27 protein-coding genes are annotated in these 21,450 nt (G+C 66.2%); 18 read left to right on the forward strand and 9 right to left on the reverse strand.

Features of this window, described 5'->3' with window-relative positions; genetic code table 11:
• Positions 1–46: 46 nt before the first annotated feature.
• Genes DES52_RS01880 through DES52_RS01895 form a run of 4 tightly spaced genes read right to left on the reverse strand, consistent with a single transcriptional unit; the run spans position 47 to position 3,729 of the window.
• Positions 47–1,327: a cytochrome P450 gene (locus DES52_RS01880; RefSeq protein ID WP_342767064.1), complete on the reverse strand. Its 1,281-nt coding sequence runs from the start codon at positions 1,325–1,327 to the stop codon at positions 47–49.
• A gap of 14 nt (positions 1,328–1,341) precedes the next feature.
• The gene (gene prpE, locus DES52_RS01885; RefSeq protein ID WP_170130842.1) at positions 1,342–2,079 is read right to left on the reverse strand and encodes a bis(5'-nucleosyl)-tetraphosphatase PrpE; all 738 of its coding nucleotides are present in this window, start codon (positions 2,077–2,079) and stop codon (positions 1,342–1,344) included.
• A 2-nt stretch (positions 2,080–2,081) separates the two neighbouring features.
• Entirely contained in the window at positions 2,082–3,056 is a 975-nt protein-coding gene (locus DES52_RS01890) for a polyprenyl synthetase family protein (RefSeq protein WP_110885047.1), read from the reverse strand.
• 40 nt (positions 3,057–3,096) lie between these two features.
• Positions 3,097–3,729, reverse strand: coding sequence for an HD-GYP domain-containing protein (locus tag DES52_RS01895; protein WP_110885048.1), 633 nt, complete (start codon positions 3,727–3,729; stop codon positions 3,097–3,099).
• Positions 3,730–3,852: 123 nt separating this feature from the next.
• Here DES52_RS01895 and purM point away from each other — a divergent pair, with 123 nt between their 5' ends.
• The 9 genes from purM to DES52_RS01940 all read left to right on the forward strand — a co-directional run bounded on the left by purM (position 3,853) and on the right by DES52_RS01940 (position 11,913).
• Positions 3,853–4,905: a phosphoribosylformylglycinamidine cyclo-ligase gene (gene purM / locus DES52_RS01900; RefSeq protein ID WP_110885197.1), complete on the forward strand. Its 1,053-nt coding sequence runs from the start codon at positions 3,853–3,855 to the stop codon at positions 4,903–4,905.
• Positions 4,902–5,618, forward strand: a complete 717-nt coding sequence (locus DES52_RS01905; RefSeq protein WP_110885049.1) for a histidine phosphatase family protein — start codon at positions 4,902–4,904, stop codon at positions 5,616–5,618. The genes purM and DES52_RS01905 overlap by 4 nt, the downstream gene beginning before the upstream one ends.
• Positions 5,612–6,538 (forward strand): methylmalonyl Co-A mutase-associated GTPase MeaB, encoded by a 927-nt coding sequence (gene meaB / locus DES52_RS01910; RefSeq protein WP_110885198.1) that lies wholly within the window; start codon positions 5,612–5,614, stop codon positions 6,536–6,538. The genes DES52_RS01905 and meaB overlap by 7 nt, the downstream gene beginning before the upstream one ends.
• Positions 6,539–6,585: 47 nt before the next feature.
• Entirely contained in the window at positions 6,586–6,834 is a 249-nt protein-coding gene (locus DES52_RS01915; RefSeq protein WP_110885050.1) for a hypothetical protein, read from the forward strand.
• Positions 6,835–7,494: 660 nt separating this feature from the next.
• Positions 7,495–8,550, forward strand: a complete 1,056-nt coding sequence (locus DES52_RS01920; RefSeq protein WP_211317840.1) for an ABC transporter ATP-binding protein — start codon at positions 7,495–7,497, stop codon at positions 8,548–8,550.
• Positions 8,547–9,413, forward strand: coding sequence for an ABC transporter permease (locus tag DES52_RS01925; RefSeq protein ID WP_245900565.1), 867 nt, complete (start codon positions 8,547–8,549; stop codon positions 9,411–9,413). Before DES52_RS01920 ends, DES52_RS01925 begins: the two co-directional genes overlap by 4 nt.
• Entirely contained in the window at positions 9,410–10,204 is a 795-nt protein-coding gene (locus tag DES52_RS01930; RefSeq protein WP_245900566.1) for an ABC transporter permease, read from the forward strand. Before DES52_RS01925 ends, DES52_RS01930 begins: the two co-directional genes overlap by 4 nt.
• 66 nt (positions 10,205–10,270) lie before the next feature.
• Positions 10,271–10,735: a GNAT family N-acetyltransferase gene (locus DES52_RS01935; protein WP_110885052.1), complete on the forward strand. Its 465-nt coding sequence runs from the start codon at positions 10,271–10,273 to the stop codon at positions 10,733–10,735.
• A 128-nt stretch (positions 10,736–10,863) separates the two neighbouring features.
• The gene (locus tag DES52_RS01940) at positions 10,864–11,913 is read left to right on the forward strand and encodes a polyamine ABC transporter substrate-binding protein (protein ID WP_110885053.1); all 1,050 of its coding nucleotides are present in this window, start codon (positions 10,864–10,866) and stop codon (positions 11,911–11,913) included.
• Between the two features lie 106 nt (positions 11,914–12,019).
• Here DES52_RS01940 and DES52_RS01945 read toward each other — a convergent pair whose 3' ends face one another.
• Positions 12,020–12,442, reverse strand: a complete 423-nt coding sequence (locus DES52_RS01945; RefSeq protein WP_110885054.1) for an RrF2 family transcriptional regulator — start codon at positions 12,440–12,442, stop codon at positions 12,020–12,022.
• 125 nt (positions 12,443–12,567) lie between these two features.
• Between DES52_RS01945 and DES52_RS01950 the strand changes: the two genes are divergently transcribed.
• From DES52_RS01950 to DES52_RS01980, 7 genes are all read left to right on the forward strand, one after another.
• Positions 12,568–13,953, forward strand: a complete 1,386-nt coding sequence (locus tag DES52_RS01950; RefSeq protein WP_110885055.1) for a multicopper oxidase domain-containing protein — start codon at positions 12,568–12,570, stop codon at positions 13,951–13,953.
• A gap of 55 nt (positions 13,954–14,008) precedes the next feature.
• Positions 14,009–14,467 (forward strand): truncated hemoglobin, encoded by a 459-nt coding sequence (locus tag DES52_RS01955; RefSeq protein ID WP_110885056.1) that lies wholly within the window; start codon positions 14,009–14,011, stop codon positions 14,465–14,467.
• Positions 14,464–14,769: a cupin domain-containing protein gene (locus DES52_RS01960; protein WP_110885057.1), complete on the forward strand. Its 306-nt coding sequence runs from the start codon at positions 14,464–14,466 to the stop codon at positions 14,767–14,769. The genes DES52_RS01955 and DES52_RS01960 overlap by 4 nt, the downstream gene beginning before the upstream one ends.
• A gap of 320 nt (positions 14,770–15,089) precedes the next feature.
• A complete protein-coding gene (locus tag DES52_RS01965) occupies positions 15,090–15,371 on the forward strand; it encodes a hypothetical protein (protein WP_110885058.1) in 282 nt (93 codons plus the stop codon).
• A gap of 79 nt (positions 15,372–15,450) precedes the next feature.
• On the forward strand, positions 15,451–15,804 hold the full coding sequence (locus DES52_RS01970) for an ArsR/SmtB family transcription factor (protein ID WP_110885059.1): 354 nt from the start codon (positions 15,451–15,453) through the stop codon (positions 15,802–15,804).
• Positions 15,788–16,288: an SRPBCC family protein gene (locus DES52_RS01975; RefSeq protein WP_110885060.1), complete on the forward strand. Its 501-nt coding sequence runs from the start codon at positions 15,788–15,790 to the stop codon at positions 16,286–16,288. The genes DES52_RS01970 and DES52_RS01975 overlap by 17 nt, the downstream gene beginning before the upstream one ends.
• Before the next feature lie 6 nt (positions 16,289–16,294).
• Positions 16,295–16,504, forward strand: coding sequence for a hypothetical protein (locus DES52_RS01980; protein WP_110885061.1), 210 nt, complete (start codon positions 16,295–16,297; stop codon positions 16,502–16,504).
• A 170-nt stretch (positions 16,505–16,674) separates the two neighbouring features.
• On the opposite strand, the gene DES52_RS22760 is transcribed toward DES52_RS01980, so the two are convergent.
• The 4 genes from DES52_RS22760 to DES52_RS01995 all read right to left on the reverse strand — a co-directional run bounded on the left by DES52_RS22760 (position 16,675) and on the right by DES52_RS01995 (position 19,874).
• Positions 16,675–16,851 (reverse strand): hypothetical protein, encoded by a 177-nt coding sequence (locus DES52_RS22760; RefSeq protein ID WP_170130843.1) that lies wholly within the window; start codon positions 16,849–16,851, stop codon positions 16,675–16,677.
• A 38-nt stretch (positions 16,852–16,889) separates the two neighbouring features.
• Positions 16,890–17,363 carry a hypothetical protein gene (locus tag DES52_RS01985; RefSeq protein ID WP_146237162.1) on the reverse strand — a complete coding sequence of 158 codons (474 nt, stop codon included), beginning with the start codon at positions 17,361–17,363 and terminating at the stop codon, positions 16,890–16,892.
• Between the two features lie 46 nt (positions 17,364–17,409).
• Positions 17,410–18,345 carry a mechanosensitive ion channel family protein gene (locus DES52_RS01990; RefSeq protein ID WP_110885063.1) on the reverse strand — a complete coding sequence of 312 codons (936 nt, stop codon included), beginning with the start codon at positions 18,343–18,345 and terminating at the stop codon, positions 17,410–17,412.
• A gap of 74 nt (positions 18,346–18,419) precedes the next feature.
• On the reverse strand, positions 18,420–19,874 hold the full coding sequence (locus DES52_RS01995; RefSeq protein WP_110885064.1) for a monooxygenase: 1,455 nt from the start codon (positions 19,872–19,874) through the stop codon (positions 18,420–18,422).
• Between the two features lie 83 nt (positions 19,875–19,957).
• Between DES52_RS01995 and DES52_RS02000 the strand changes: the two genes are divergently transcribed.
• Entirely contained in the window at positions 19,958–20,833 is an 876-nt protein-coding gene (locus tag DES52_RS02000) for a DUF1028 domain-containing protein (protein WP_110885201.1), read from the forward strand.
• Between the two features lie 113 nt (positions 20,834–20,946).
• Positions 20,947–21,414: an Rrf2 family transcriptional regulator gene (locus DES52_RS02005; protein WP_110885065.1), complete on the forward strand. Its 468-nt coding sequence runs from the start codon at positions 20,947–20,949 to the stop codon at positions 21,412–21,414.
• Positions 21,415–21,450 lie beyond the last annotated feature (36 nt).

Consider the following 21,450-nt stretch of genomic DNA (forward strand, 5'->3'; position numbering starts at 1 on the left):
TTCGCCCTTCCCCGCTTTTGCGCTGCGTCTCGGTTCGTCTCCTCGTTCAGCTTTCCACCACGTCCAGCCTCGTCAGTCCCCGAATCACGAATCCTTTTCCATACGCCGGTGGCGCTTCCTCGTCGGCCAGCCGCAACTCCGGAAACGCCCGAGCGAGCGCGTGAAGCGCGACGCTCATCTCCAGGCGCGCGAGGGGCGCCCCGAGGCAGTAGTGAACACCGAGCCCGAAGGTGAGGTGCGGCCCTTCGCTTCGCGTGAGGTCGAGGGTGTCGGGATTCGTGAACTTGCGTGCGTCGCGGTTGCCGGAGGCGTACAGCAACGCGACTTCCTGCCCGCGCCGAAGCGTCACGCCGCCGACTTCGACGTCCTCGAGCACCCAGCGTTCGAACATCGGCAAGGGCGTGTCGTAGCGTAGAAGTTCCTCGGTCGCGCTTTCGAAGATCGCGCTGGGACGCGCCGGATTCGCGTGGGCGTCGTCGGCGAGTTGCCGCCACGCCGAGCGGCCCAGCAAGAGGTTTCGCACGCCCGCCGTGGTGCCGTTGACGGACGCTTCGTGACCGGCGTTGAGCAGCAGGATGCACGTGCCGACGAGTTCGTCGGTGGTGAGCTTGTCGCCCGCCTCTTCGACTTCGGCGAGGGCGGTGACGAGGTCGTCGCCGGGGTGGGTCTTGCGGTACGCGACGAGGTCTTTCAGGGCGGCGCTGAACTCGAGGACGGCGTCGTTGGCGCGCTTCTGGTCGTCTGGCGAGTACCCGAGTTCGTAGAGCTTGACGATGTCGGCGCTCCACGGACGCAACTTGTGGCGCAGGTCGTGCGGAAAGCCGAGAAGTTCGGCGATGACGGTGACGGGAAGTTCCTCGGCGTACCGCGTGACGAGGTCGAAGGTGCCCACGCCCGCCAGATCGCGCAGTTGCCGCTCGACGATGGCCGTGACGCGCCCTCTCAACGCCTCGACGCGCCTCGGCGTGAAGGCCTTCGCGACGAGGCCGCGCAGGCGGGTGTGCTTGGGCGGTTCGGCGTCCAGGAGGTGGTTGTCTTGAAAGTGGTCGAAGTCGGCTTGACGCGGATCGGGCGGCGGCCACCCCAGTTCGTCGCGCGACAAGACGTGCGTGATGCTGCGTCCGAATCGTCGGTCGCGCAAGATGGCGGAGATGTCGTCGTAGCGCGCGAAGAAGACTTTGTTCCAGCGCGGCTCGTGGAAGATCGGCGTCTCTTCGCGCAGGCGCGCGAGGACCGGGTAGGGATCGCGGATGAACGCGGAATCGTTGAGGTCGAACGCGAGTTCGGGAACGGCGGGCGCGGCCATGCCTTGTTGTACCACCGTCACCTTCGGCGCCTCGTCTACTCCAAGCCCGCCCGTTTTCGGGCGGCGGTGAAGCGCCGCGAATCGGCGTACTTCGCCTTGGCAGGCACCGAGACGAAGGTCATCTCGGGATAGCGCAGGGCAGTGAGGCGACCGCCGAAGACGCAGCCCGTGTCGAGGTTGATGGTCGTGCCCTTGAGTTCCGGATCGAGGTTCGGCGTGTGGCCGTACGCGACGGTGGCGCTTCCCGTGTAGCGCGACGCCCAGTCTTCGCGTTCCTCGTAACCGAACTCGTCTTTGCGGCCCGTCTTCTCTCCGTAGATGTAGTAGTGGCGCGGGTCGGGCACCTCGCGCGGCGGCAAGCCCGCGTGCACGACGATCAGGCGGCCCGTGTCGAGGTCGAGGCGTGACGGCAGGTGCGCGAGGTAATCGCGCACTTCGCGCCGAAACTTCTTCGGTTCCTTTTCGAGTTGCGCGAGGCTCACGGCGCGGCCGCCCGACGTGGACTTGGGGTTTTCGCCGTCGAAGGTGCGCCGAAGCTTGTCGTCGTGGTTGCCGAGGACCGTGAGCAAGGTTCCCTCGGCGTCGCCCCGCATGACGAGGCGCAAGGTGCCGGGAATGTCGGGGCCGCGGTCTACGAGGTCGCCGACGAAGACGAGGCGGCGGCCCGGCGGCGCGACGAGGTCGAGGTTGGATTTGACGCGGTAGCCGAGCTTGACGAGCAGTTCGAGCAGTTCGGGCAAGCAGCCGTGCACGTCGCCGATGACGTCGTACACGGTCAGGCCTCCCTCGTGGCGAGCGACCGGACGAGGTCGACGATGCGCTCGGCGCTCGCACGATTGGGCGCGTCGCTCAGGGCGCCTTCGAGGGTGGCGAGTCCTCTCGCGGCGAGGTCGTCGGCGACGTGTTGAGCGCGCGTCACGGCGTTCGACGCGAGGATGGAGCGCAGGGCGTCGGCGATGACGTCCGGGTCCTTGCCGTCGCGGGGTCGGCGCATCTGGTCGAGGAACGCGCCGCGTTCACGCGGACGAGCTTCGCGAAGCCATTCCAGCACGATGAGCGTGCGCTTTCCCTCCAGGAGATCGCCGGCGATCTCCTTGCCGTACGTCGCGGCGTCCCCGACGAGGTTGAGGACGTCATCACGAATCTGGAAGGCCGCGCCGAGGTCGAGCCCGGCGCTCGTGAACGCCGCGTGGGGCTCCAGGCCCGCCGTCAGCATTCCGAGTCGCAGCGGCGACACGACCGTGTAGTACGACGTCTTGAGCCGCACCATCTCCAGATAGTCGACGTCCGTGAGGTTCCACTCGTGATGCGCGACCCACGCGAGGTCGACGTGCTGACCTTCGGCCGTGCGGTGCACCATCTCCAGGAATTCGTTTCGCGCGGCCTCGACGTGCGAGCGGAACACGGCGTCCCACATGTACACGTGCAAGGCGTCCCCGGCGTTGAGGGCGAGGGGCAGACCGTGCGCGCGGTGCAAGGCGGGCTTGCCTCGACGCTCCTCGGAGTCGTCCTCGATGTCGTCGTGGATGAGGACCCAGTTTTGGAAGAGTTCGATGGCCGCCGCGAGCCACGCGGCCGCTTCGGGGTCGCCGTCGTACGCGGCGCCCGTCATGAGGAGCAGTTCGCTTCGCAGTCCCTTGCCGCCGCGCGAGGGGTAGTCGCGCATCATGCGGTACAGCAAGTCGATTTCAGGCCGCGAATGCTGCCTGGGAAGCAGGGTGTCGATGAGGGCGGCGATCTCGGGGCGCACGACGCTCAGTGTACTTGGGTCGGGCGGAATGTAGAACCGCTCAGGTGACGGGCAGCAGGGTCGGCGCGGCGAGGTGGCGGCGAGCGCCGCCGGTGACGGTCTCGACGAGGGCGTCCACGCAGCGAGGATCGAACTGCGTTCCCGCGCAGCGGCGCAGCTCCGCGAGGGCGGCGCGCTCGTCGAGGGCGCGGCGATACGGGCGGCCGTGGCATAGCACGTCGTACACGTCCGCGACGGCGATGACGCGGGCGGCGAAGGGGATGGCGGCGCCGCCGAGCTTGTCGGGGTAGCCGCCGCCGTCCCAGCGTTCGTGGTGGTGGCGAACGCCCGGAGCGAGGTCGGTCAGGCCGTGCTCTACGACGAGACGCTCGCTCGCTTGAACGTGCAAGTTTACGAAGAGGCGTTCGTGGGCGGTGAGGTCGCCGGGTTTCGTCCAAAGTTCGAGCGGCCAAGTGGTCTTGCCGACGTCGTGCAGCAAGGCTGCCCAGCGCAAACGCAGCAAGTCCGCGCCCCGCAGGCCGAGACGGCGAGCGACGTGCGCGGCGAGATCGGCGACGCGCTCACCGTGCCACGCGAGGTCGGGCGCGTAGGCGGAGGCGCGTTCGGCGAGATCCGCCACGCGCGAGGAAACGGCGAGGGGATCGCCGAGATCGATGGAAGTGTCGTGACTCATGCGTTCCTTTCAATCCGCTCATCGTTCGAGCGTCGCGAGGATGAGGATGCGCCACGGAAGATGATCGGAGCATGACGTGACGTCACCGCGCGCCTCGCTCTTCGGGTAGACTTGCTCTCGACGATGTCGGAGACGAACGATTCGGCTTACAAACGCGCGGGCGTCGACATCGACGCGGGCGCGCGCGCGGTGGATCTCATGCGAGCGGCGGTCGCTCGAACGCACACGAAGGACGTTCTGGCAGGCTTGGGAAGCTTCGGCGGATTGTTCCGGGCGTCCGCTCTCGCCGCCATGGAGGACGCCGTGCTCGTGGCGAGCACGGACGGCGTCGGAACGAAAACCAAGGTCGCGTCACGCGTGGGGCGGTACGACGGACTCGGGCACGACATCGTGAACCACTGCGTGAACGACATCCTCGTTCAGGGCGCTCGACCGCTGTTCTTCTTGGACTACGTGGCGATGGGCAAGCTCGTGCCCGAGACGGTCGCGGCGTTCGTGACGGGCGCCGCGCGCGCGTGCGAAGCCCTCGGCGTGGCGCTGCTCGGCGGCGAGACGGCGGAGATGCCGGGCGTGTACGTGGAAGGCGAGTTGGACGTCGTCGGCACGATCGTGGGCGCCGTGGACCGACCCAAGCTCGTGGACGGCTCGCGGCTTTCGGCGGGCGACGTGATCGTGGCGCTGCCGAGCGCGGGCTTGCACACGAACGGGTACAGCCTCGCGCGCTCGGCCCTCGCCCTGCTGGACTGGAACGAGGTGAGAGCGGACCTCGGCACGTCGATCTCGGACGCCCTGCTCGTCGCGCACCGCTCGTACCTCGCGGCGTTCGACGCCCTGACGAGCGCGGGCGTGGACGTGCGCGGCATGAGTCACATCACCGGGGGCGGCCTCGTGGACAACCCGCCGCGCGTGCTTCCGCAGGGCCTCGGCATCGTGTTCCGCGAAGGCAGCTGGGAGATTCCACCGCTGTTCACCCTCATCGAACGCGAAGGCGGCGTGTCGCGCGGCGAGGCGTACCGAGCGCTCAACATGGGCGTGGGCTTTTTGTTCATGCTGCCCGCCGACGAGGTGTCGGCGGCATTGAGCGCGTTGAGAAGCGCGGGCGAGACGCCGTTCGTGATCGGCGAGGTGGAGGCGGGATCGGGCGTGCGCTTCGCGGCGAGCGAGGCCGCTTCGTGACCGCACACCGAGCTCCGACCGGCTTCGACCTTCCCGACCGCGAGCACGTGACGGAGTTTTGGATGGTGCGCCACGCGGAAACCGAGTGGAACTCGGTGGGCCGCTACCAAGGGCAGGCGGACGTTCCGTTGTCGCAGGCGGGCCGCGAGCAGGCGGCGCGCCTCGCCGGACGCCTCGCCGGAGAGCACTTCGACGCGGTGTACACCTCGGACCTCGCGCGAGCGCTGGAAACGGCGCGCACGGTCGCGCGCACGCTGGCGGGCGCGCCGGAAGTGCGAACGGATCCCGGGCTGCGCGAGATCGACGTCGGGCAGCTGTCCGGCAAGCTGCGCGCGGAGATCGAAGCGCAGTTTCCCGAGTACCTGAAGGAACTGCGCGAAGATCCGTGGAACGCGCGTCGACCGGGCGGGGAAAGTATGGCGGACCTCGCGGGGCGCTCGAAACGCACCTTCGACCTCATGTGCGAGCGCCACCGGGGGCAGCGGGCGCTCGTCGTGACCCACGGCGGCGTCGTACGCGTCGCGGTCGCCCTCGCGATCGGCGGTTCGGAGAAGGACGTGTGGGCGCGCCTCAGCGTCGCCAACACGTCCATCACGCGCGTGGCCCTCGGTCCGGGCGTGGGTCAGCTCATCTCGTTCAACGACGTCGCGCACCTCGAGCGGGTGACGCAGGCGCTCGCGAAAGACGACATATTTCGGGAGGTCCGATTCTGAGCGCGCTGCTGGAACGCTTTCGGCGAGGAGATGCGCGGGCGCTCGCGCGGCTCATCACCCTCGTGGAGTCGGACGCCGAGTCGGCGTCCGAGTTGTTGCGCCGCGTGCGCTCGGGCGTGACGCCCGTACCGGTGATCGGCGTGACGGGCAGTCCCGGCAGCGGAAAAAGCACCCTCGTGGACGCCTTGATCGCCGTGGCTCGCACGCGCGGCTTGAAGGTCGCCGTGGTCGCCGTGGACCCCAGCAGTCCCTTTTCGGGGGGCGCGATTCTGGGAGACCGCATTCGTATGCTGCGTCACCACGCGGACGAGGGCGTGTTCGTGCGTTCCGTCGCGTCGCGCGGCGCCCTCGGCGGCTTGTCGCGGCGCACGATGGGCGTCGTGAGCGTCCTCGAAGCGTTCGGCTTCGACCTCATCTTCCTGGAGACGGTCGGCGTGGGGCAAAGCGAGGTGGACATCGCGTCCGTCGCGGACCACACGGCGCTCGTCCTCACGCCGGGCGGCGGGGACGGCGTGCAGGCCTTCAAGGCGGGCATCATGGAGATCGCGGATCTGCTGGTGGTGAACAAGGCGGACTTGCCCGGCGCGGACACCCTCGTGCGCGAGCTTCGCGCCGCGCAGTCGCTCGCGCCGCACGACGAGCACACGATCTTCGCCGAGATCCTCAAGACGGTCGCCGCGAAGGGCGAAGGCGTGGAGGGTTTGCTGGACGCGGTGTTTCGCCACCGCGAGAAGCTCGGCGAGGCGGGCGTGTTGAAGCGCCGCTTGGAGCGCGCGAAGTTCGAGGTCGGCGCCGAGATTCAAGACCGCGCGCGGGCCGTCCTGCACGGCGCGAGCGCCGAGTCGCTGCGAAACGTCGCCGAGGGACGCACCACGGCCGCCGAGCTCGCCGAGTCGCTGTTGAATCAAGCGCGACGCTGACTCCTCACCCTCGCCCCTCGTAGCATGAACGTCAGGAGGCCTACTTCATGACCGCGTTCTGGTTGTTCGTGGCGCTGCCGATCGTCCTGATCGCGCTGTCCTTCCGCATTCGCCCGCTCGTGGACCGAAGCGAGGGCGACGTGTTCGGCGCGCATCTCGCTGCCAAGGGCTTGTTTCCGCGTGACGACATTCCCGCCGACCCCGAACGCGCGGTCGTGCCCGAGGAGACCGAGCCCGTGTCGTTCAATCTCATCCGCGTGCGCGCCTTGAAGCGGGCGCAACGCGGCGAATCTTGATCAGCGAGGCTCGTTGCCCGTGAACGTCGAGTCGTTCGCCGCGTCTCCCGACGCCTCGACGTTCGTGATCGGCTTTCCCGCCGCGTCGCCGACGCCCTCGATGCGCACGGCGTCGTTCGGCGCGAGGCCGTCGTGGGGGTCTTCGCGAACCGCTCAGTGGATGTCACGTAGCGTTTGGCTTGCACAACGTCGGTGAATTCACGTTGAAACCCCTCCACGCCGACACCTTCTCGCACTTCGATCGTCAATCGGTAAGGCATGCCGGACCTCCAGGATCGATGGGGCGGGCAGGGAGCGTGAGGCAAAGGCCGACCCACGCGCACGTTCGCGAACGATTTCGGAACGGCGGCGAGTTGGCCGCACGTTCGAACCATGCGCGAGTGGTCCTTCGGCACGGCTTGCACTCGCACGGCGTATCCTGACGCGAACGACGTCGCACGTCGGCCTTCGCTCGCCCTTCTCGTCTCACCGACGCGCCGCGGGGCGGGCGGACGGGCGGCTTGTACAATACGTTCTTGATCTCGTTCGGAGGGAGTTGAGAAGACACTGCAAGACTTCGCGTTCAAGGGCAAGCGGGCACGGGAACTCGCCGGGGAAGCGGCCGTCTCGATTCGGGGCGTCACAAAGTCGTTCGCGCAACCGGGCGGCGGGGCGACGCGAGTGCTCGCCGACGTCAGCCTCGACATTCGGCGCGGCGAGTTCTTCAGCCTGCTCGGCCCGTCGGGCTGCGGCAAGACGACGTTGCTGCGCATCTTGGCGGGCTTCGAGGACTGGGACAAGGGAGAAGTCCTCATCGGCGGGCGCGACATGCGCGGCGTGCCGCCGCACTTGCGCGACGTTCACACGGTCTTCCAGTCGTACGCGCTCTTTCCGCACATGACGGTGTGGGACAACGTCGCGTTCGGACTGCGCATGGCCAAGCGGTCCGCGTCCGAGGTGCGCGAGCGCGTCGGCAAGGCGTTGGAACTCGTACGCATCGAAGCGCTCGCGAAGCGCCGCCCCGCCGAACTGTCAGGCGGGCAACGGCAACGCGTGGCCCTCGCGCGGGCGATCGTGCTGGAGCCGGAAGTGCTGTTGCTCGACGAGCCCCTCTCGGCGCTCGACCTCAAGTTGCGCAAGGAGCTGCAAGTCGAGCTCTCGAACTTGCAGGAGACGCTCGGCATCACCTTCGTGTTCGTCACGCACGACCAAGAGGAAGCGCTCGTGATGAGCGACCGCATCGCGGTCATGAACGCGGGACGCATCGAGCAGATCGGACGCGCCGAGGATCTTTACGAGCGGCCCCGCACGGCGTTCGTCGCGAACTTTCTCGGCACGTCGAACCTCGTGGAGGGGCGCGTCGTGACGTTCACGCCCGAACTCGCCACGATTCGCACGCGGTACGGCGACCTCGTCACGAAGGACGCCGGCGACCTCTCGGAGAACGAGCAGGTGCTGCTGAGCGTGCGTCCGGAGAAGTTGCGACTTTCGCGAGACGCCTCGGGCGCAACGAACACCATTCGCGCGCGCGTGGACGACATCGTGTACACGGGCGCCGAGAATCAGTACCTGCTTGAAGCGAACGGTCAGCGCCTCGTGGCCTTCCAGCTCAACTCGGACATCGGAAGCGACCAGGAATTCGATTACGACGAGGAAGTCACGCTGTTCCTTCCGCCGGAGAACTTGATCGTGCTGGAGGAGTACACGCCCGACGGCTCTCTTTCGGAGGCGACGTGAAGGCGGTGCGGCGCTTTTCTGCCACGCTCGGGCCGGGCTTCGTGTGGCTGGCCCTTTTCGTGGTCCTCCCGACGCTCATCATCTTCGGGTACTCGTTCTTGACGCGCACGGACATCGGCGGCGTGGGGCTGCCCGTCACGCTGGAGAACTACGCGCGCTTTCTCGGCTTCGACGTTCTCGGCTTCGACCCGCTCTACTTGCAGATTTTGTGGCGCTCGGTCGTCCTCGCGTTCTTCACGACCCTTTTGTGCGTCTTGATCGGTTACCCGCTCGCGTTCTACGTCGCTACGCAGGCGCCTCGGCGCAAGAACATCCTGCTGCTGCTGCTCATCATCCCGTTTTGGACGAACTTCTTGATTCGCACGTACGCGTGGATCGTGATCTTGGGGCGCGAAGGCGTCGTGAACGCGCTCGCCGCGCACGTCGGCCTCGGGCCGTTCGAGTTGTACCCCAGCCTTTTCGCCGTGTACATCGGCATGGTGTACGGCTTCCTCCCGTTCTTCGTGCTGCCTGTCTACGCTTCGGTGGAACGCGTCGACTGGACGCTCGCCGAGGCGGCCGCCGACCTCGGCGCGAGTCCCGCGCGGGCCTTTTGGCACGCCGTCTTTCCGCAAACGGTGCCCGGCCTCGTGGCGGGCATCCTGCTGACGTTCATTCCCGCCCTCGGCACCTTCGTCACGCCCGACATCTTGGGAGGCGCCGAGACGGCGCTCATCGGTAACGTCGTGCAGCAGCAGTTCAGCCAATCGCGCGACTGGCCGTTCGGTTCGGCCGTCGGCATCATCCTCATGGCGTTCGTGCTGCTCGGCTTGTACGTCTACGCGCGAGCGGCGGGGCAAAAGGGCTTGGAGAACCTCGCGTGAAGCCCACCCGCTCTCCCTTATGGCTTTCCACGCTGTCTTGGGCGGCGTTCGTCTTCTTGTACGTGCCGATCCTCGTCCTGATCGTGTTCTCGTTCAACGAATCGAAGTTCGGCGCGACGTGGACGGGCTTCACGACGAAGTGGTACGGAGTGCTGTTCGCGCGCGAGGACGTCGGCAACGCGCTGGAGAACTCCATGATCGTGGCAGTCGTGTCCACGCTGATCTCGACGGTGCTGGGAACGCTCGTCGGGCTGGGACTTTGGCGCTACGACTTCCGCTTCAAGCGGGCGTTCACGTTTCTGCTCGTCGTGCCGATCGTCATTCCGGACGTCGTGATGGCCGTGGGGCTCTTGATGTTCTACGGACTCGTGCGCGACGTGATCGGAGTGTTGGACCTCGGGCTCCCGACGGTGATCCTCGCGCACGTCACGTTCCAGATCAGCTACGTCGCCCTCGTGGTGCGCTCGCGCCTCGCGGGGTACGACAAGAGCTTGGAGGAAGCGGCGCGCGACCTCGGCGCGAACGGCTTGAAGGCGTTTGGTTACGTCATGCTGCCGCTCATCGTGCCCGGCATTCTCGCCGGGGCGTTGCTGGCGTTCACGCTGTCGCTCGACGACTTCGTCGTCACCTTCTTCACGTCCGGCCCGGGCGCGACGACCTTGCCGGTGCTCGTGTACTCCAGCGTGAAGCGCGGCGTGACGCCCGACATCAACGCGCTCTCCAGCCTGCTGATCTTCGTCACGGTCGTCGCGATCGTCGCCGGGAACGCCTTGCTGAGACGGCGAAGCTGACGTTCGCACGAAGTTGGCGCGGCGCCTGCCCGAGTGGACGCCGCGTTTTTCCTCTAGAATCCCGCCGTGACTTCGACCGTTCGACAAGACACCGTTCGCCTCACGCCCGTTTCTCGCGACAACTGGGAACAAGTCGTTCGCTTACGCCTGCCCGACGAGCAGCGATCGTTCGTCGCGCCGAACGTCTACAGCCTCGCCGAGGTCCAGTTCCTCACGAACGGCACGGCGCTCGCCGTGTATGCCGGGGAGACGCTCGTGGGCTTCGTGATGTACGCCTTCGACGAGGACGACCGTCAGTACTGGGTGTACCGCTTGATGATCGACGAGGCGCATCAGCGCAAAGGATACGCCCGCGCGGCGATGCACCTCGTCATCGAGGACTTGAGGGCGCGGAGCGACGTGTCGCAACTCGTCTTGGGGTACAAGCCCGAGAACGTGGGCGCGGCGAAGCTGTACGCGAACCTGGGGTTTCGGGAAACGGGCGAGGTGATCGGCGGGGAGGTCATCGCTCGGCTGCACTTCGGCGCGTGACGCGGTTTTGGAGCGGGCCGCTCGGCGCTCACCCGCTTCGCGTGCATTTCTTACGCGCTTGTGACATTCTTGATGAGCTGCTTTGACAGCCGACTCGGGGCCGTCAAACCCCCTGAGAGGTTTGCCAAATGAAGAAACTCGCGTTTCAGTTCACCGTGGCCCTCGCGGTCGCCGTTTCCGCCTCGCACGTCGTCGCGCAAGGCGCGAAGCAGACGCTTCGGCTGTTCATCTGGTCGGATTACATGGATCCGGCCGTCATCAAGGACTTCGAGAAGAAGTTCGGCGCCAACGTCGTGATCGACACGTACGAATCGAACGAGTCGATGCTCGCCAAACTGCAAGGCGGCGGGGCGCGCTACGACCTCGCCGTGCCGAGCGACTACATCATCCAGACGATGGTGAAGTCGAATTTGCTGCAAGAGCTTCGCGCGAAGAACGTGCCGAACCTCAAGAACATCGCCTCGACCTTCAAGAGCCCGAAGTACGATCCCGGCAACAAGTACAGCGCGGCGTACCAGTACTCGGCGACGGCCGTCGCGTACCGCGCGGACAAGGTCAAAAACCCCGCGCAAAGCTGGTCGGTCATCTTCGGCAGCGAGGACAAGATTCGCTTCGCCTTGCTCGACGATCCGCGCGAAGTGATCGGCGCGGCGCTGAAGTACCTCGGGTACAGCCTGAACTCCACGAGCACGCAAGAGCTCGCCAAGGCGCGTGATCTCATCGTGAAGACGAAGGCGAAGAAGGGCTTCGTGGGCTTCGACGGCGGCCCCGGCATTCGCAACAAGCTGCTCGCGGGCGAAATCGACCTCGGACAGATCTACGCGGGCGACGGTCTGCAGGGCGCGCAGGAAAACAAGAACCTCAAGCTGTTCATCCCGAAGGAAGGCACGACGATCTCCGTCGACAACCTCGTGGTGTTGAAGAACGCGCCGAACCGCGACCTCGCCGAGAAGTTCGTCAACTTCATCCTCGACGCGAAGGTCGGGGCGCGCATCAGCAACTACACTCAGTACGCCACCCCGAACGGCGCGGCTCGCCAGTACCTCGATCCCGCGTTGAAGTCCAACCAGGCGCTCTACCCGCCCGCCGTCGTCGCCAAAGGCTTCGAGAACATTCGCGAAGTCGGCAGCGCGACGCGCCTCTACGACCGCATCTGGACGCAAGTCAAAGCGCGCTGAACGCCCGCTCCTTCGGTTTCCTGCCCGCCCCTCTTCCTTCGTGGAAGAGGGGCGTTTGCATGCCCCGAGCTCGTCACGCGGGTCGGGAAGCGCGCTTCGCGTGCCGTCAAGCGGGCGCGGTGTCGCACAACTGCGCGAGGCGAATGCCGCCGAGGGTGTCTCGCCAGCCGAGCGTCATGGCGATCCAGGCGGCTTTGAGCTTGCAGTTGCCTTTGCGCTCTTGGGTGGGGCACTTCGCTTTGACTTGGCAGCCGTCGAGGATGACTTTGCCGGACACGGCTTCGACGACGTCGAGCAAGGTGAGCGTGTCGGGGTCGACGGCGAGTTTCACGCCGCCGCCTCGACCCATGGTGGACGTGACGAGATCCGCCTTGACGAGGGTGGAGAGGATTTTGGCGAGAAAGGCGGGCGGCGCTTGCAAGTCCTTGGCGATGGCGGCGGCGTTCGTGCCGGGATTCTCGGCGATGTTGATGAGGGCATGGATGGCGAGGCTTTCTTCGCGTTTGAGCATGTTTCGCAGGTCGTCCATGGCAATCTCCTCGCTGAGTCTTCTCGTGAAACTTGGGACAAAGGTCTCTTCGCGCTCGTGAACCTTCGCACTAAGCTTAACTCAGATAAGTTAGTCCGAGTTAAGAAACGAAGGGAAGTAGTCAAATGCAACGTCTCAGCAAAAACACCAAGCTCGCCGTCACCGCCACCATCCTCATCGGCGCCTTCCTGCTGGTCGCCGCCAGCGCGCCCAGCAGCGAACGCGACGTGGACATCCGCGACTTCGTCAACGCCTCGGGCGGAACGCTGACGGGCCGCCAAGCCACGGGCGAACTGCGCAACTTCACCCTCGAAGTCCACAAGATCGTCACCGAAATCGCTCCGGGCGTCAAAGTCGAACAGTGGGCCTACGGCTTTCCCGGTCAGCAAGCGACCGTGCCCGGCCCCGAACTGCGCGTGAAGGAAGGCGACGTCGTCTCCATCACCTTCAAAAACACCCACGACCAGCCGCACACCATCCACCTGCACGGCATCACGCGTCTCGCGCAGGACATGGACGGCATCAAGGAAGTGCTGCCCGGAGAGTCGTACACCTACACCTTCGTCGCCTCGCACGCGGGCACGTACGCCTATCACTGCCACTTCCAGACGTACCTGCACGCCGATATGGGCATGTACGGCGCCCTCGTCGTCGAACCGAGGGACGACGCCCAAAAGGTCTGGAATACCGAGCACACCCTCGTCCTCGACGAGTGGGACAGCCACCAAGACCCCAAGGCGCCGATCCACACGTCCACGCCCAACTACTTCCTCGTGAACGGCAAGTCCTTCCCGCTCGCCGAGAACATCAAGATCGCCGACAACGAGGTCAGCTTGCTGCGCGTCGTCAACATGGGTGACGAGCCGCACGCGTGGCACCTGCACGGCATGAACTTCCTCAAGATCGCCAAGGACGGCGAGAACTTGGAACACCCCACGCGAGAAGACGTCCTTTTCATCGCCCCCGGCGAGCGATACGACATCCTCGTCAAAGGCCGCGACGGCAGCTTCCCCTTCCACGACCACATGGTCAAGAACGTCACGAACAACGGCATCTACCCCGGCGGGATGCACGTCATGATCGAAGGCGGCACCCCCCTGACCTTCTCGGGCGACGTCGCGCCGACCTCGGACGCGCACGCCCACACCGGCCACGCGGCGACGACCGACCACGAGCACGCCATGGCCGACATGCCGGGCATGACCGCCCCCGCCAGCACGCCGCAGACCGTGCACATCAAGAACTTCGCCTTCGATCATCCTGTCGTGCACGTCAAGGCAGGCACGAAGGTCACGTGGATCAACGAGGACGCGGTGCCTCACAGCGTCACCGCCGGGACTCCCGGTCAAGACGCGCAGACGCGCGCCTTCGACTCGACGGGCGAAGCGAAAGGCAAGATGCAGTTGATGGCCCAAGGTCAAGCGTGGAGCTACACCTTCGACAAGAAGGGGACGTTCGAGTACTACTGCCTGCCGCATACCAACATGACCGCCACGGTCATCGTGGAATGACCTTCCCTCGGGGCCGCGCGAATGCGCGGCCCCGCCTCGCCCTACCAGGAGACGCATGCAGATCCTCACCGGCACCCTCTACGACCGCATGGGCGGCGCGCGAAGCGTCGAGAAGCTCGTGCACGCCTTTTACGACCAGGCGGCGCGCGACCCCGTCCTCTCCCCCGTCTTCACCGCCGCCGCGGCGGGCGACCCCGGCGCTTGGTGGGCGCGGCACCTGACGAAGATGGTGCGCTTCTGGACGAGCGTCTCAGGCGGACCGCCGTACTATCACGGCAGCCCCGTGCTCGCGCACGACGGCTTCGGGATCGAAGCGCGCCACTTCGACGCGTGGCTGACGTTGTGGCACGACGTTTTGTTCGACTCTCTCGAAGAGGACGTCGCACGCGAGCTTCTCGTGCGCGCCACCCGCATGCGGCACGTCCTAGAGCGCCACTTGAGCGGCGACGTCGGAAATTCCATGAACGCGTACGGCACCCGCCCCGAACGAGAACCGCAAGGAGGAAAACGATGAATTCCGAGCGCCCCGAATCCAACCCGCTTCCCGACGTCGCCTCCCATCCCGAAGTCAAGGTCTTTCGGCGCCGCCTCGATCCGCACGCCCGACTGCCCGAGCACACCCACAAGGGACGCGAAGTCGTCGTGACGGTCGTCTCGGGCGACCTCACGTTGACGCTCGGCGCGCAGGCGCGGTTCTTGACCGAGAATGACGTCGCCACCTTCGGCGGCGACGTCGTCACGAGCTTGCGAGCGGGCGAACGAGGAGCGGAATTCACCGTGACCCTCGTGCCCGTAACGGCCGTGCCACGAAGATAGACTTCGCCGTCGCCTTGATCGAGCCGACCGGCGAGAAGAGCATCCACCATTCGGCTGCCGGCGTTACAGCTCAAGAAGTCGGACGCCATCATGCCGAACGAGTGCGACGCGAGGACGTCGGGCGTACGCTCGTTTCGTGGGCGCGACTGTCACCAATCTGAGCTCGTGAAGTCGTGACGCCCGAGGGCTGTGAGACGAAGAGGCGGGCGGGTTGCACGTCGCGCCGAGGTGAACGCGAGCGCGCTTGTTCTCAAGAGACAGTGGAGCCCTCTTCACGCGGCGCTCGAGCGTGACTCGGGAAGCGTCGTTACCGTGAAGGCATGAACGATAAGCGTGTGCGGTCGCCGTGGTACTTGCCGCTCGTGGTGGGTGCTTTGACCCTCGGCATGGTCGCGTGCGCGCCCGAGCAGGAAACGACGGACTCGCGCTTGGAGCGAGACGTCGAGCAAGGCGTGCAGCGAAGCGTCGACGAGGTGCAGGAAAACGTGCAGCAGTTCGGGGAGGGCGTGCGCGACGTCGTCGACGACGCGTCGAAGGCCATCGACGACGTCGCGGACGGCGTGGAGCAAGGCGTGGAGAACGCGGTTCAGAACGGTCGCTGAGCGGCGGGCGGCGTTCACTTGGAAGTGAACGCCGCCCTTTTCGCTCTTGACATATTCCGGTATAGGCATATAATGAGATATGGCGAGAGCGGCCACCACCAGCGATGTCTTCAACGCCCTCGCCGAGCCGAAGCGGCGACAACTCGTGGATCTTCTCGCGAGCGGCGAACGCAGCGTAACCGACCTCGTCCGTCTGCTCGAACTCACCCAACCCGCCGTCTCCAAGCACCTGCGCGTCCTGCGCGACGTCGGGATCGTGCACGTTCGAGACGACGGTCGCCAGCGCCTCTACCGCCTCGATCCCCTTTCCCTGAGGCCCATCCACGACTGGGTGGCGCCTTACCAGCACCTCTGGAACCGCCGATTCGAAGCACTGGACAACGTGCTGGACGAACTCCAGCGACAGGAGGAACGAGATGACGGCAGCGAGTGAAGGCAAAACGGCGACGGTCACCCTTCCGAGCGACCGACAAATTCTCATCACGCGCGAATTCGACGCGCCCGCCCACCTTGTCTTCAAGGCGTTCACCACGCCCGAACTCGTGGGCCGCTGGTGGAGCGCCGACATGGGCGAAACCACACTCGTCGCCATCGACCTGCGCGTGGGCGGCGCGTGGCGGTACGTGATGGTCACGCATGACGGCGTCGAGGTCGCGTTCCACGGCGAGTACTTGGAAGTCGTCCCGAACGAACGCCTCGTTTCCACCGAAGTCTACGAGAACCTTCCGCCGGACGTTCCGCAAGAGACGGCCGTCAACACGGCGACGTTCACCGAAGAGAACGGTCGCACGATCCTCACCATCCTCGTCACCCACTCGACGCGCGAACACCGAGACGGCCATCTGAAGTCCGGCATGGAAGGCGGCTTGCAAAAAGCGCTGCACCTCCTCGAAAGCGTCGCCCGCGGCCTCGCCTGACTCGACATGCCGCACGTGGAACGCCGCCGCAACGACCTCGACCCCACGAAGTCACATCTCCGCGAGGTGCGGTCGGTTCGAGAACGTGGTCGGGGCGGCAGGCGAGAGCAAGCTCGGCGCGGATCTCCGTTCGAGCGACTGCGCGAAGAAGGCGCGACCTTGTCGGCGACGGCGCACGCGCTGAGGAAGCCGTCACGTCCGTCGCTCACCTACTGATGGGCCGCGTCGCCGAACGCGTTCCGCGCCCTGCGAAGGTGCCGGTGCTACTCGCGAGACCACGCGCCCACGACCTTCGAGACGCGGACAGCCGTGACAAGCGTGGCAATGCCCCGTGATGCCGCGCTCGAACGAAGCGAGACCGGCCTTTTCAGACGGTCTCGCCTTCGTCAAATCCTCTTGCGCTCTCCGGTCGGCCAAAGCGCGCCGAGGAACAGCAGCGCGGCGATCGCGACGCCGCCGACACGCTCGCCCGTCAACATGCCCGACCACGCGAGGGCGAGCTGCCACACGTGCAGCACGAAGAGGACGGCCATCAGCAGGCGCAGGAACACGAGTCGATTCATGACGAGAGTCTAACGTAACTTTCCGCCGCGTCCCGACGTCACTTCCCGGCGCTTCCCGGCAGGGGCGGCAGATTGGCGGCGAGGCGCGTCACGCGATCGGCGAAGTCGAGGATGGTCGTGCGCTGCTGACGCAAGTCCACGGCGACGTTGACGTTCGTGGCGGCGATGCGGCTTTGCAAGGCGCGCAAGTCGCTCGTCTGCCGATCGGCGGGCACGCGGGCGAGGGTCGCGGCGGCGTTTTGCAAGTTCGTGTTCGCCGTACCGAAGTTGCGGCGATCGAGATCGGCGGCGCTTTGGTACAAGCTCGCCCGCGTGGACTGCACGAGGGCCACCACGCGAGCGTCGTCACGCTGCTTCGTCGTGTCGTTCAAGTTCGAGCGCAACCCCGCCACGGGTCCCTGACCGACGTACCAACCCGCCCCGAACAGCACCACGCCGAGCACGAGGGCGAGCAGCAGACGCATCGGAAGACCGTTGGTACGCCGAGGTTCGGTCGAGCTTGGGTCGGTCATGATGGCACTCTACCGAGCGAGGCACGACCTTGCCTACGGTGGGAATCTATTTGGAAGCTTCAGCTCTCGATCGGGGCTCGGAACGCGAGCCTTTCGGCCAGCCTTCGCGTTGCCGCGCGCGATCTCCGTCCGCCTCCTCCGTCTGGTCGTGAAACAGGATTTGCCGTGTCGGAAAGGGAAGATCGATGCCCTCGGCGGTGAGCGCGTCCTTGAGAGCGTGCAGCACCTTGTCCTGGGACGCCAGCGCGTCACGTCGCTTCGGCGGATCGACCCACCAGCGCACGCGCAAGTTGACGGTGGTCCCGTCGAGTCCCACGACGAGCACTTCGGGCTTCGGATCGCTCTGCACGCCTTCGACGCCCGCCATCGTCCGCAAGATGACTTCCTTGGCGTGCGCGATGTCGTCGCCGTACCCGATCCCGACGTCGTACTGCACGCGCCTCACCGGGTACGCGGTGTTCACCGTGACACGCTGCGTGAACAGGTCCGAGTTCGGAATGACGACCTTGCGGTTGTCGTAGGTGCGCAGGATCGTCGCGCGAATCTGAATGTCCTCGACGGTGCCTTCCGAATCGCCCGTGACGATCTGGTCGCCAATGCGAAACGGACGCGTCAGCAAGATCAGCAGACCCGCGAGCAGATTTTGGAAGATGTCTCGAAACGCGAAGCCGATGGCCACGCCGCCCACGCCCAGCAAGCCCAGCAAGTCGCCGGGCCCGACGCTCGGAAACACGATCGTGATGGCGACGAGGATGCCCAAGACGAGGACGGTGCCCGACGCGAGCCGTCCGAGGACCTTGGCGAGGTTTCTCCCGTGCTCGCGCCCTCTCAGCATGCCCTCCACGCCCGACCGCACGAGACGCGCCACGAGCCAGAAGAGCAGCAGCACCACGAGGGCGATCACGATGTTCGGCAGCGACGCGATAAGGCTGTTGCCGATGTTCGTGAGGCGCCGAACGGCCACCCCGATGTCCGCGTTCACGCTTCCAGGGTGGCCGTTTCGAAGTGACGCCGAGTTGAGGCGAATGTCAAGCGAACTTGAAGTTCAGGCGATCTTCAACGAACGGTGAGCGCGCCGAGGCACATCTCGTCCTCGGTCCCTTCTCCCCAGATGACGTACCGCTGCGGTTGCACGCGCGTGTTGTCCCACGTGCAGGTGAGACGCACGGTGTCGCCGACTTGCAGTTTGACGGGCGTCTTGTAGAAGTAGTTGCCTTGCCAGTGGAAGTCCCACGCGGGAATGTCGAGCAGCACCTTCTCGGTCGGCTTGCCGGGATTGAGGATCAGCTTGATGGCCTTGCCGCGCGTGTGCATGTGCAAGATCGCGCCGAGCGCCTCGCGATTGACGCTCACGGTGCGGTCGCACGAGCTCGTGACGTTGTTCGCCGGCTGCTTGGCGAGGTCCTCGGCGTTCGCTCCGCACGACACCAGCAATCCCTGTGACAAGTTCAGCGCGCCCTGCCCGCCCTTGCGAACCGCCGCCCGCAGCGCCTCGCGGCGCGTGCACGCGGCCGACTTGTCGGTCGCGTCGCAGGGAATCTCGACGGGGCCCGCCAAGACGAACAAGCGCAAACGGTCGAGGGCGGCGCCTTCGGGCGCGAGCTGCAACTTCACGGCGGAACGGTCGGGCTTGTCGCCCGCGGCGAGATTGTAGTGCACCTGCATCACGACGAGCCCCCCGGCGGGCATCAAGACGCCCGTGCCGTTCGGGAAGACGGTGGGAACCGTGCCGGGCGTCCACGTTCCGATCACGCCCGCGAGGCCTGCCGTGCCGCCCACCTCGGGGCCACCGAAGCACGTCCAGCCGTCACGACCGTCCTGCCCGTTCTTCGCGAGGGCTTCCTCGCGGACGTCGGCGCTCACTTGATACAAGATGACGTGATGCACTTGCGCGCCGACGTTCGGCAGGATGTCGTAGCCGGTCACGAAGCGATCCTTCTTCAATCCCGGGTCGAGGACGAAGCAGCGGTAGTCGTCGGTGAGCTTCTCGTCGGGCGCGTACGCCTTGGGCATGGTGAGGGTCATGTCGGCGCGTACCGCCACGACGTTGGGCTTCGGAACGGCCGCCGCCTTCGCGGGGTCACCGAGGGGCGCTCCCGCCTTTGCCCACGCCACGAGCGTGCCGATTTGGCGGGGCGTGAGGCGCCGTTCGTTTTGCAGGGGCGGCGAATCGGGGCCCGGCATCCACGGCGGCATGTGACCGCTCGACACGGCGGCGGCGATGTCGGGCGCCATGCGCTTGGCGAGATCCGCGTCACGCAAGCTGAACGGCGCGATGCCTCCGGGCATATGGCAGCCCGCGCAGTTCGCTTCCAGGATCGGGCGAACGTCGCCGTGGTACGTCGGCGTGGACGAGGGCAGGACCATCGGAAGCGTCTTCGTCGACTCGGGCGTGTTCATGCCGTGCGAATCGTGCGACGCGGGCGGGGTCGAGGAGCCTCCCTGCGCGAGCACGATTCCGACGCCGAGCGCGGCGGTCGCCGCGACGGCCGCGAGAATGGCTTTCTTCATGAAGTCATTGTGCGCGCACCTCGTCGCCAGTGGATGAACGCGCGGCGGAAATCTCGGGCTCCTTGGAGTACAGTGACGGCGACATGAAAACGCCGCGCGTTCCGAGAGTCAGCACCTTTTCGATCGTCGCCCGCGATCCTGCCAGCGGGGACTTCGGCATCGCCGTCGCCAGCAAGTTCCTCGCCGTTGGCGCCGTCGTTCCGGGCGCGCGCGCGAACGTCGGCGCGGTCGCCACGCAGTCGTACGCGAACTTGCGCTTCGTGCCTCAAGGGCTCGACCTGCTCGCGGCGGGCGCGTCTCCGCAAAGCGTCCTGGAGACGTTCCGGCGCACCGACCCCGATCTCCACACGCGTCAGTTCGGCCTCGTGGACGCCCTCGGAGAGGCGCTGACCTTCACGGGCGGCGGTTGCCATGATTGGGCGGGCGGCCTCACGGGCGACGGAGTCGCCGTGCAAGGCAACCTTCTCGCGGGCGAGGGCGTCGTGTCCGACATGCTTCGCGCGTATCAGGAAGGCGAGGCGGCGAGCTTTCCGCGCCGTCTGCTCGCCGCCCTGAAAGCCGGGGACGGCGCGGGCGGCGATCGGCGCGGGCGTCAGTCGGCGGCTCTGCTGGTGGTGGGCGCGGGCAAAGGGTACGGCGGCACCTCGGACGTCGCCGTGGACTTGCGCGTCGACGACCATGGCGATCCTGTCACGGAACTCGCGCGCCTCATGGGCGTTCACGAGTTGCTGTTCACGCGCCCGACGAGCACGCGCGCCCTGACCTCCGAAGACATCTCTTGGCTGCAAGGCGTCCTGAGAACCCACGGCCTGCGTGGAGGTGAACCGAGCGGCGAATGGGACGAGGAGACGCAGGCAGGCTTGCGGACCTTGTACGGCGCCGAGAACCTCGAGGAGCGCTTCGTGGAGGGACCTCACGTGGACGCCGAGGCTTGGGCGTACTTCCGCTCGCGGTATTGAACGCGGCCGTCGAAGGCGAAGTTGTCCGCGTCGCGGCGTTCGTGCGGCGGGTGAGTTCGGCGAACTTCGTGGTCGTTCCCGCTTGACGTCTTCGTTGGCACTAAGCTGAAGGCATGCGGCTTTCGAGTACGGACGTGTACGCGTTTCAAGCGCTCGGCTATTTGGGACTGCAAGACCTGGAGCGTTGGGTGAGCAGCGACGAGGTGAGCGAGAAGACGGGCGTGGCCAGGCCGTATCTGGTACGCATCCTGGCCGCGCTGAGCGCCAAGGGCATCGTGAAGAGCAAGAAGGGCATCGGCGGCGGATACAAGCTCGCCCGCAAGCCCAGGCTGATCTCCTTGTGCGAAGTCGTTCGGGCCGTGGACGGGCCCGTCGCGCCTTTGTCGTGCATTTCGCTCAATTGGCACGAGGATTGCGTGGAGCAGGATCGATGCCACGCACGCAACACGGTGTACGTGAGGATGAGGGACGCCATGCTGGCGGTGCTGCAAGAGTTCAGCGTGGAGGATTTGGTGATCGACGCCCGGCAAGGAGTGAGTTACGGGTATTGCCTGGAGCATTTGTTGCGTCCGAACGTGTGAGGCAAAAACGGGCGCCTCGGGTGCCGCAGCATCGCC

The organism is Deinococcus yavapaiensis KR-236 (assembly GCF_003217515.1).
Classification (GTDB): Bacteria; Deinococcota; Deinococci; order Deinococcales; family Deinococcaceae; genus Deinococcus_A; species Deinococcus_A yavapaiensis.